General features: G+C 64.4%; 8 protein-coding genes. 3 read left to right on the top strand and 5 right to left on the bottom strand.

Annotated features, from left to right (window positions below; genetic code table 11):
• Window positions 1-76: 76 nt before the first annotated feature.
• The 5 genes from AC5RWX_RS26680 to AC5RWX_RS26660 all read right to left on the bottom strand — a co-directional run bounded on the left by AC5RWX_RS26680 (window position 77) and on the right by AC5RWX_RS26660 (window position 6,475).
• Complete coding sequence (locus AC5RWX_RS26680; protein ID WP_494099285.1) at window positions 77-1,429, bottom strand: MFS transporter; 1,353 nt, start codon at window positions 1,427-1,429, stop codon at window positions 77-79.
• Window positions 1,430-1,565: 136 nt separating this feature from the next.
• Window positions 1,566-2,894 carry an enolase C-terminal domain-like protein gene (locus AC5RWX_RS26675; protein ID WP_494099284.1) on the bottom strand — a complete coding sequence of 443 codons (1,329 nt, stop codon included), beginning with the start codon at window positions 2,892-2,894 and terminating at the stop codon, window positions 1,566-1,568.
• A complete protein-coding gene (locus AC5RWX_RS26670; RefSeq protein ID WP_494099283.1) occupies window positions 2,891-4,507 on the bottom strand; it encodes an aldehyde dehydrogenase (NADP(+)) in 1,617 nt (538 codons plus the stop codon). Before AC5RWX_RS26670 ends, AC5RWX_RS26675 begins: the two co-directional genes overlap by 4 nt.
• Window positions 4,508-4,535: 28 nt before the next feature.
• The gene (kdgD, locus tag AC5RWX_RS26665; RefSeq protein ID WP_494099282.1) at window positions 4,536-5,450 is read right to left on the bottom strand and encodes a 5-dehydro-4-deoxyglucarate dehydratase; all 915 of its coding nucleotides are present in this window, start codon (window positions 5,448-5,450) and stop codon (window positions 4,536-4,538) included.
• A 140-nt stretch (window positions 5,451-5,590) separates the two neighbouring features.
• Entirely contained in the window at window positions 5,591-6,475 is an 885-nt protein-coding gene (locus AC5RWX_RS26660; RefSeq protein ID WP_494099281.1) for a LysR substrate-binding domain-containing protein, read from the bottom strand.
• A 142-nt stretch (window positions 6,476-6,617) separates the two neighbouring features.
• On the opposite strand from AC5RWX_RS26660, the gene AC5RWX_RS26655 reads away from it, so the two are divergent.
• The 3 genes from AC5RWX_RS26655 to AC5RWX_RS26645 form a co-directional block, all read left to right on the top strand.
• A complete protein-coding gene (locus tag AC5RWX_RS26655) occupies window positions 6,618-7,622 on the top strand; it encodes a Bug family tripartite tricarboxylate transporter substrate binding protein (protein ID WP_494099280.1) in 1,005 nt (334 codons plus the stop codon).
• A gap of 5 nt (window positions 7,623-7,627) precedes the next feature.
• Window positions 7,628-8,212, top strand: a complete 585-nt coding sequence (locus AC5RWX_RS26650) for a tripartite tricarboxylate transporter TctB family protein (protein ID WP_494099286.1) — start codon at window positions 7,628-7,630, stop codon at window positions 8,210-8,212.
• 10 nt (window positions 8,213-8,222) lie between these two features.
• A partial coding sequence (locus AC5RWX_RS26645) for a tripartite tricarboxylate transporter permease (RefSeq protein ID WP_494099279.1) occupies window positions 8,223-9,242 on the top strand: 1,020 nt, incomplete at its 3' end.

The following is a 9,242-nucleotide window of genomic DNA, read 5'->3' as shown; positions in this document are numbered from 1 at the left end:
GGTCATCACGGGCCAGTAACCCAAACGCCCGGGACGAAACCCCGGCCCGGGCGACTGTGCGTTACTGGCTGCGTTATTATGCGCGGCTGGGGACCGGAGCCTCGACCGGCAGTTCGTGAACTTCCGGTGTTGCATCGTTCCCGCTGCGGCGTTCCTTCAGGAAGTAAACAAGGCCAGCGGCGATGGTGGATGCGGCCGCCAGCGCGAACAGGCCAGGGATGACGCTTCCGGTCTGTTCCTTGATGATGCCGAAGCCGAACGGGGCGACGAACCCACCCAGGTTGCCCAGCGAGTTGATGATCGCGATGGCCGGGGCCAGGACCAGGGGGTGCAGGCCTGACTGCGGGATGGTCCAGAACAGCGGGGATGCGCTCTTGAAGCCCATGGCCGCGACGGCCAGGAAGACCAGGGCCATGACCGGGGACGCGATGGCTGCCGCGAACGTGCCAACTGCCGCAACCAGCAGCGCGGCCACCAGCAGCGGCTTCTTGGACCGGGCCTTGTCCTGCAGCTTTGCGGCGAAGTACATGGCGAACACGGCGCAGATCCACGGGATGGAGGACAGGAAGCCGACGGTGAGGTCGGTGGTGCCGGGAATTTGTTTGATGATGCTCGGGAGCCAGAAAGTGTTGGCGTAGATGGACAGCTGCACGGAGAAGTAGATGCCGCACAGCAGCAGGATCTGCGGGTTCAGGAGCATCTTCCAGCGGTTGATCTTTCCGCCGTCGGCTGGGGCGTGCTGAGCGTCCTCATCGGCGATGGCTTGGGACAGGGCGCTCTTCTCGGCGGCGGTGAGCCACTTGGCGTCCTTGATCTTGGCGTCCAGGAGGAAGAACACGGTGATGCCGACGACGACGGACAGGGCGCCTTCGAAGCCGAACAGCCATTGCCAGCCGCGCAGGCCCAGGGCGCCGTGGAGGCTGAGGAGTATCCCGGCGATGGGTCCGGACAGCGCTGCGGCGATGGAAGAGCCGGCGATGAAGATTGCCGTCGCTTTGCCTCGCTGGCCGGCGGGGACCCAGCGGGCGAAGTAGAAGATGACGGCGGGAAAGAAGCCAGCCTCTGCCGCGCCCAGCAGGAACCGCAGGACGTAGAACATGGTCTCGTTCTGTACGAACGCCATGAGGAAGGAAACCGTGCCCCAGCTGATCATGATCCTGGTGAGCCAGACCTTGGCGCCGTACTTTTCCATCATGACGTTGCTGGGAAGCTCAAAGATCGCATACGCGATAAAGAACAGCCCGGCCCCAAACCCGTAGGCGGCGGCACCGATGCCAACGTCTGCCTGGAGGTGGTCCTGGGCGTACCCGATGTTTGACCGGTTCAGCTGGTTGCAGACCAGCATGACCAGCATGATGGGCAACACGCGCTTGAAGAACTTTTTCGTGGCCGAGGCCACGTCCGAGACAGCATTGTCCACAGACACCATTGAATGTTTCCTTCGGAATAGATAACGCAGGCCGGCTGCGGGTTTCCGAAAGTAGTGGGGCCGGCCACAGCGACCCCACTACTTTACTGGACGGCGCATGCCGGACAGCTACCCGAAGGCAACTGCTTGAGGCTTGCTACCGGACCAGGCAGGGCCGCTTCGGATCGAAGGACCAGCCATCGATGTAGTACTGCATGCCGATGCTGTCATCCCGGGCGTCGAGGCCGTGAGCAAGGTACAGCTGGTGCGCCTTGTCGAGGGCTTCGCGGTCCAGTTCAATGCCGAGTCCGGGGGCCTCCGGAACCTCGATGGCCCCACCCTTGATCTGCAGTGGTTCCTTGGTGAGGCCCTGGCCGTCCTGCCAGATCCAGTGGGTGTCCAGTGCGGTGATCTCGCCGGGCGCCGCGGCGCCGGTGTGCGTAAACATGGCCAGCGAGATGTCGAAGTGGTTGTTCGAGTGCGATCCCCAGGTGAGGCCGAACTCGTGGCACATCTGGGCCACCCGCACCGAGCCGTGCATGGTCCAGAAGTGCGGGTCGGCCAGCGGGATGTCGACGGCGTTGCTGCGGATGGCGTGCGACATTTCCCGCCAGTCAGTGGCGATCATGTTGGTGGCCGTCTTCAGGCCGGTGGCCCGGCGGAATTCGGCCATGACCTCGCGGCCGGAGAAGCGGCCTTCAGCGCCGCAGGGGTCCTCCGCGTAGGCAACGACGCCCTGCATCCGCTTGCCCAGCCGGATGGCTTCGTCCAGGAGCCAGCCGCCGTTGGGGTCCAGCGTCACCCTGGCCTCGGGGAATTGCTCGGCCAAGGCCGTGACCACGTCCACTTCGTCGTCGCCGGACAGCACGCCGCCCTTGAGCTTGAAGTCGCTGAAGCCGTACCGTTCCTGTGCCGCTTCTGCCAGCGCGACGACGGCTTCCGGCGTCATGGCCTCCTGGCGCCTCAGCTTCTCCCACCGGTCCGACGGTGCGTCCTCCACCAGGTAGGGCAGGTCGGTGCGTGCATGGTTGCCGATGAAGAAGAGGTAACCGAGCATCGGAACGGAGGAGCGCTGCTGCCCGTCGCCGAGAAGTTCCGCCACCGGGACGCCGAGGAACTGCCCATGCAGGTCCAGCAGCGCCGACTCGACGGCGGTGACGGCGTGGACCGTGGTGCGCAGGTCGAAGGTCTGCAGGCCGCGGCCGCCGGCGTCGCGGTCGGCGAAGACAGCTGCCACTTCGCGCAGGAGGGAGCGGTAGCGTGCCACCGGCTTGCCGTTGATCAGCGCGCCGGCTTCCTCAATGGTGGTGCGGATTTTCTCGCCGCCGGGAACCTCGCCCAGGCCGGTCCTGCCGTCCGAGTCGGTGATGATGACGACGTTGCGGGTGAAGAAGGGGCCGTGTGCGCCGCTGAGGTTCATCAGCATGCTGTCATGGCCTGCGACGGGGACTACTTCTACATGGGTGATGGTGGGCTGGTTGCTCATGCGCCGACCTCGGCTTTCTCTTCGGCTGCCAGGACTACGGTGCCGTCGATGAGGCGGTTGACCTTCCAGGGGTTGGCATCCTGCAGTGGGGCCGGGAGGAGTTCCTGGGGGATGTTCTGGTAGGCGACGGGCCGCAGGAAGCGGTTGATGGCGAGGGTTCCGACAGAGGTGGTGCGGGCGTCGGAGGTGGCGGGGAAGGGTCCGCCGTGAACCATGGCGTGGCCGACTTCGACGCCGGTAGGCCAGCCATTGATGATGATGCGCCCCACTTTCTGCTCCAGTGCCGGGATCAGGGGTGCCGCGGTGGGGTAATCCTCTTCTGTGAGTTGCAGCGATGCGGTGAGCTGGCCTTCGAGTCTGCTGATGGCCTCGATCAGGTCCTGGGTGCTGGTGTAGCGGATGACCAGGGACGCGGCGCCGAAGATTTCCTCGTGCAGGACATGGTTGGTCACGAAGTCCCTGACCTGGGTCCCGAAGATGGCAGGAGCCGGGGCGTTCTTGGTCTCCCCTTCCAGTCCCTTCCCGATCAGGTCTACACCTGTCGCGCTGCCGAGGGCTTCGGTGCCGGCGTTCCAGGAGCCGGCGATGCCTTCGGTGAGCATGGTCTGCCCGGTGCAGGCGGAAACAGCGCGTGCGACGGCGGCGGCGAGTTTGTCCCCTGCCTCACCTGATGGGGCGAACAGCAGCCCGGGGGAGGTGCAGAGCTGGCCGGAGCTGGCGGTGACGGAGGTGATGTACTGCTGGGCCAGGGCATCGATCTGCTCGGCGGAGCCCTTAAGGGCCCCTTCGAACACGAAGACCGGGTTCAGCGAGGACATCTCGGCGTAGACGGGGATGGGCTCGCGGCGGGCGGCGGCGGTGTTCATCAGGGCGATGCCGGCTGCCTGGGAGCCGGTGAAGCCGACGGCCTTGATGGCGGGGTCGGCGACGAGGGCCTGGCCGATGCTTGCGCCGGGCCCGTAGACCAGGGAGAACACTCCGGGGTGCAGGCCGAAGTCCTTGACGGCCTTCACGACGGCGTGGCCGACGAGTTCCCCGGTGCCGGGGTGGGCGTTGTGGGCTTTGAATACCACAGGGCAGCCGGCTGCCAGGGCTGACGCGGTGTCACCTCCGGCGGTGGAGAAGGCGAACGGGAAGTTGCTGGCACCGAACACGGCGACGGGGCCGAGCGGGATCTGGCGCTGGCGGATGTCCGCGCGGGGCAGGGGGGTGCGGTCCGGAATTGCGGGATCGATGCGGACGCCGCGGAAATCACCCGTACGCACAACGGTTGCGAAGAGGCGCAGCTGGCCGGTGGTGCGGGCGCGTTCGCCCTGGAGCCGGGCGGCGGGCAGGCCTGTTTCCTGGCTGGCCCGGGTGATGAGTTCCTCGCCGATGGCCTCGATGTTGTCCGCGATGGCTTCCAGGAAGCCGGCATGCGTTTCCGGGTCAAGGGTGGAGAAGGAGGGGTAGGCCTCGCCGGCCGAGGCGGTAGCTGTCTTGAGCTGGTCCTCGGTGAGCAGTGAGTAGGCGGGGTCGAGCTGCTTGTTGGTGGCGGGGTTGTAGCCGAAGGTGGTTTTTCCTTCGCCGATTACGGTTTGTCCGGCGATCAGGGAGTGTCCGGTGAGGGTCACGGTGGTTCCTCCTAGGAGAGGTGGTGGATCAGGAGACGGTGGCGATGAGGGCTTTGAGGTCTGCGAGGTCCTGCTCGGCGAGGTTCTGCAGCGGCGGCCGGACCGGGCCGGCGGAGCGGCCGACGGCGTCCAGGCCACCCTTGACAATGGAGACAGAGTAGCCCTTTACCCGGTCGCGGATGTCCAGGTAGGGGATCACAAAGTCGTTGAGCTTCTTGTTCACAGCCACGCGGTCGTTGTTGCGCACGTCCTGGTAGAAGTCCAGGGCGAACTGCGGCACGAAGTTGTACATGGCGCTGGAGTAGGTGCTCATGCCCAGCTGGAGCAGGGGCAGTGCGAAGGTCTCTGCCGTGGGCAGGCCGCCGAGGTAGAAGAGCCGGTCGCCGAGCTTGGCATAGACACGGGCGTCGTGCTCGAGGTCGCCCACACCGTCCTTGAAGCCAATGAGGTTTTCGTGGCGGTCGGCCAGGGTTGCCACCGTGGTGTCCTTGTAGATGGCGTTGGCCCGGTTGTAGATGATGACGCCAAGGGAAGTGGCGGCACATACTGCGCTCACGTGCTCGGTCAGCCCGGCCTGGTCGGCTTCGGTCAGGTACGGGGGCAGCAGGAGGAGGCCCTCGGCGCCGGCAGCCTCTGCAGCTTTGGCGTTCTCGATGGCCTGGACCGTGGATCCGCCAGCTGAAGCGAGGACGGGAACCTGGCCGCCTACTTCCTCCACGGCGGTGCGGACGACGCGCTCGGACTCGGCAGCTGAGAGGGAGAAACCTTCACCGGTACCGCCGGCGGCGAAAAGGCCTGCCACCGGGAAGCTCGCCTGCCACGCCAGGTGCTTGCGGTAGTTCTCCTCATCGAACTGCAGCTTGGCATCGAATGAGGTGACAGGGAAGGACAACAGGCCTTCCTTGAGGGTGTCCGCCAGTTCCTGGGGTGAGTACTTTGCCACGGTGTGGTCCTCCGGTGTGTTCGCCGCGGGCGGCGGGCTGATGATTCCCTTCCAGACTAGGAGCGGCGCTGATGCCTGTCTAAGTGCAATTTTGTATGCATTGATACCTTGCGGGCATGAGTGGCGACGGCCGCCGCAATCTATTCCATGGCGAACTCAAGGTCCCGCAGCAGGCGCGCAAGGGCAGGGTTGGTAATTCTGCGGTTCCAGATGGCGTGCAGCTCCACCTGTTCGCCGTCGCCGCCTGTGAGCGGGAGGAATTCCACGCCCTTGATACCCAGCAGGGTGGCGGAGTGCGGCACAAAGGCCACCCCGCGCTTTGCCGAAACCAGCGACACCATGGTCAGGATCTGGCTCACGGTGTGGACAACGTTGGCATGGCTGAAGGGGAGCGTCCGAACCACGAGGTCGTAGAAATAGCGGGCCTGGGTGGCGGAATGCATAATCAGCGGCTCCTCTTTGAAGTCCTCCGGCGAGATATCCCGCGCCAACAGCGTCAGTGGGTGGCCGGACGGGACAGCCAGGACCATGGACTCGCGGTAAAGCAGGTGTGAGTCGAACGTCTCTTTGTCGAACGGAGGACGCGCCAAGCCCAGATCGAGTTCGCCTGTGAGCAGGCCGCTGAGCTGCTCGCCTGTGACCAGTTCCTGCAGGTCTACATCCACATCGGGAATGATTTCTGAAAGCTCCTCCAGCAGCGGCCCCAGAATGCTGAATCCGCTGGCGGCGGTAAAGCCGATGCGAAGAAGGCCCGAGCGGCCCGAGGCGATCCGCCGCGCCGTTGCCGGTGCCCGTTCGGCAAGAGCCATGAGGCGGCGCGCCTCCTCCAGGAACGTCTGTCCAGCGTGGGTCAACTCCACTTTACGGTTGTCCCGCTCAAGCAGTTCCGCCCCCACAATCTTCTCCAGCTTCTGGATCTGGCGGCTTAGCGGGGGCTGCGTCATATTAAGCCGTTCCGCCGCACGTCCAAAGTGGAGCTCCTCGGCTACGGCGATGAAGCCAGCAAGCTGGTCAAAAGTAAACATGATGCCTTCCCGGTATCAAACGATGCAGATTTGGGCTTAGACATGCATCATAACCACTCCCTACACTCGACAAAGCGAACGGGGTGACCCGCTTCACAGATGTTCCGGGCCCCAACGCCCGCCGTGCCAACTAGGAGTTCCAATGAAGCACTTCCCCACACGCCGCACGATTCTCGGAGCGGCTTCGGCCGTTACGCTGCTGGCGCTGACGGCGTGCGGCAATGTCGCCGGCGGCGGCGCGGCCGACTCGGCCGCATACCCGTCCGGCCCTGTCAACCTCTCCGTGGGCCAGGCTGCAGGTGGCAGCACCGACCTGATCGCCCGTGCCCTTGCCGAAGGAGCCTCCAAGACCCTCGGCCAGCCGATGCCAGTGGTCAACAAGCCTGGCGCCAACGGCGCCCTCGCCACCAAGGAAGTAGCCGGCAAGCCCGCCGATGGCCAGGAATTGGTCCTGCTCAACGCATCCCTGATCACCATCACCCCCCTGGCCGTAACCGCCGATGAAGCGGTGAACATTGATGACCTGGACATCATTACTGGCTTGTCGCAGGACGACTATGTGCTGGTGGCCAGCGCCGAGTCGGGATTCAAGACCTTCCAGGACGTAACCGCAGCGGGACGCAACGTCACCTTTGGCACCACCGGCGTCGGAACGGGTAGCCAACTGGCCCAGACGGTGCTGTTCAAGCAGGCTGACGTCAAAGGCACGGACATCCCCTTTGACAGCGGCAAGCCGGCCCTGACCGCAGTCCTGGGCAACCAGGTCGAGCTCGCCACCATCCAGCTCGGCGAAGCCATGCCGCAGATCGAGGCCGGAAAGGTGAGCCCGCTCCTGGTCTTCTCGGAAGAGCGCACCAGCTTCCTTCCCGATACGCCGACGGCAAAGGAAGCCGGCTACGACGTTCCGGTTGCCCAGTACCGCGCAGTGGCTGCCCCGAAGGGCACCCCGCAGGAAGTCAAGGACAAGCTGCACGCCGCGTTCCAGGAGTCGTTCAAGTCCGACGCCTACAAGGAGTTCAATAAGAAGAACTCTCTGACCCCGAAGGAGATTTCCGGCGAGGAAGTCGTCACGGAATGGAAGGCATACGCAGCAAAGTACAAGGAACTGGTGGAGAAGTATGACATCAGCCTGAGCGGAAATAAGTGACTTCTGTGAAAGGAACCCCTTCAGGGCCCGCCGGAGGCAGCAGTGATACTGCTGCCTCCGGCGGGGACGCCCCCCATGCCGTCCCCGATGAAGTCCTGGATGACCTGACCCCAGAGCAACTGGCAGCACAGTGGGAGGAAGAAAAGCCTCCCGCAGCCGGAGCCCTCGCCAACGCTGCATCGTCATTGGTGGTCCTTTGCGTCGGCGTTCCTGCAGCCATCCTCTCGATGGCAATGGGGCTGGGCACACCGTCCGCCCCGCAGCCCGGCCTGTGGCCGTTCATCATCAGCTGCGTCATGGTGGCGTTAGGCCTGTTCCAGCTGGTTGCCGGCCGGCACAACCGGGACGCGGAAAAGTTCACGCGCATGTCCACCTCGCCGCTCACCGGCCTGGTTACCCTCGCTGCCATGGTGGCCCTGATGCCGCTGATTGGCTTTGAACTGCCTGCCCTGGTGCTCTGCATTATCTGGATGCGTTTCCTCGGTGGCGAAACCTGGCGCTCCACGCTGGTGGTCAGCGTGAGCGTCGTCATCGCTTTTTATGCCATCTTCGTCCTCGCGTTGAATACCTCAGTTCCCCACCTCTTCTAGGAGACCTCCCGTGGATTTTCTCAATCCCGTTATCAACGGATTCGCGGTAGTCCTGGAGCCCACCAACCTCCTTTACTGCCTGATCGGCGTCGTGATCGGCATGCTGATCGGCGTGCTGCCCGGACTGGGGCCGGCAGCTACCATCGCCATCCTGCTTCCATTGACCTACAACGTAGAGCCCGTCACCGCCATCATCATGCTCGCCGGGATCTTCTATGGCGCCCAATATGGCGGCACCATCACCTCCGTGCTCCTGCGGCTGCCCGGTGAAGCATCCTCAGTGGTGACGGTCTTTGACGGCTACCAAATGGCAAGGCAAGGCAAGGCAGGTACAGCGCTTGGCCTTGCAGCCATTGGCTCCTTCGTTGGCGGCACCGCAGCCATTATCGGCCTGACCTTTCTCGCCCCCGTCGTGGCCAGCTTCGCCCTGGACTTCGGGCCGCCCGAATACACCGCGCTGGCCATGCTCGGCATCCTCCTCGTGGCCACCATCAGCAACGGCGCAAAAGCCAAAGCCCTCATCGCGGCGGCCCTTGGACTCCTGCTGGCAACAGTAGGCCGGGATATTTTCACCGGTGAAAGCCGCTTCACGTTCGGCAGCATGCAGCTCGCTGACGGCATCGACTTCGTACCCATCGCCATGGGCCTCTTCGGCCTGGGCGAGATCCTCTATAACCTGGAGGAACGGCACCGGGCCGCGAAAGCGCCGTCGAAGGTGGCCAACGTCTGGCCCTCCCGGAAGGACCTTAAGCAGGCGTCCGGCTCCATCGGCCGCGGTTCCGTCCTCGGTTTCTTTTTGGGCATCCTGCCGGGCGGCGGTGCCACCATCGCCTCCATGGCCTCCTACGCCATGGAAAAGAAACGGGCCAAACAACCCGAGCGCTTTGGCAAGGGAGCTCCGGAAGGCGTCGCAGGCCCCGAGACGGCCAACAACGCCGCTGCAACCTCCTCCTTCATTCCCTTGCTGACCCTTGGCATCCCAGCCAACGCCACCATGGCACTCATGTTCGGCGCACTGTTGATCCAGGGC

The sequence above is a fragment of the Arthrobacter sp. SPT-J7 genome (assembly GCF_059089965.1).
Note: the sequence above shows the minus strand (reverse complement) of the source record. Positions and strands in the feature narration are given on the sequence as shown.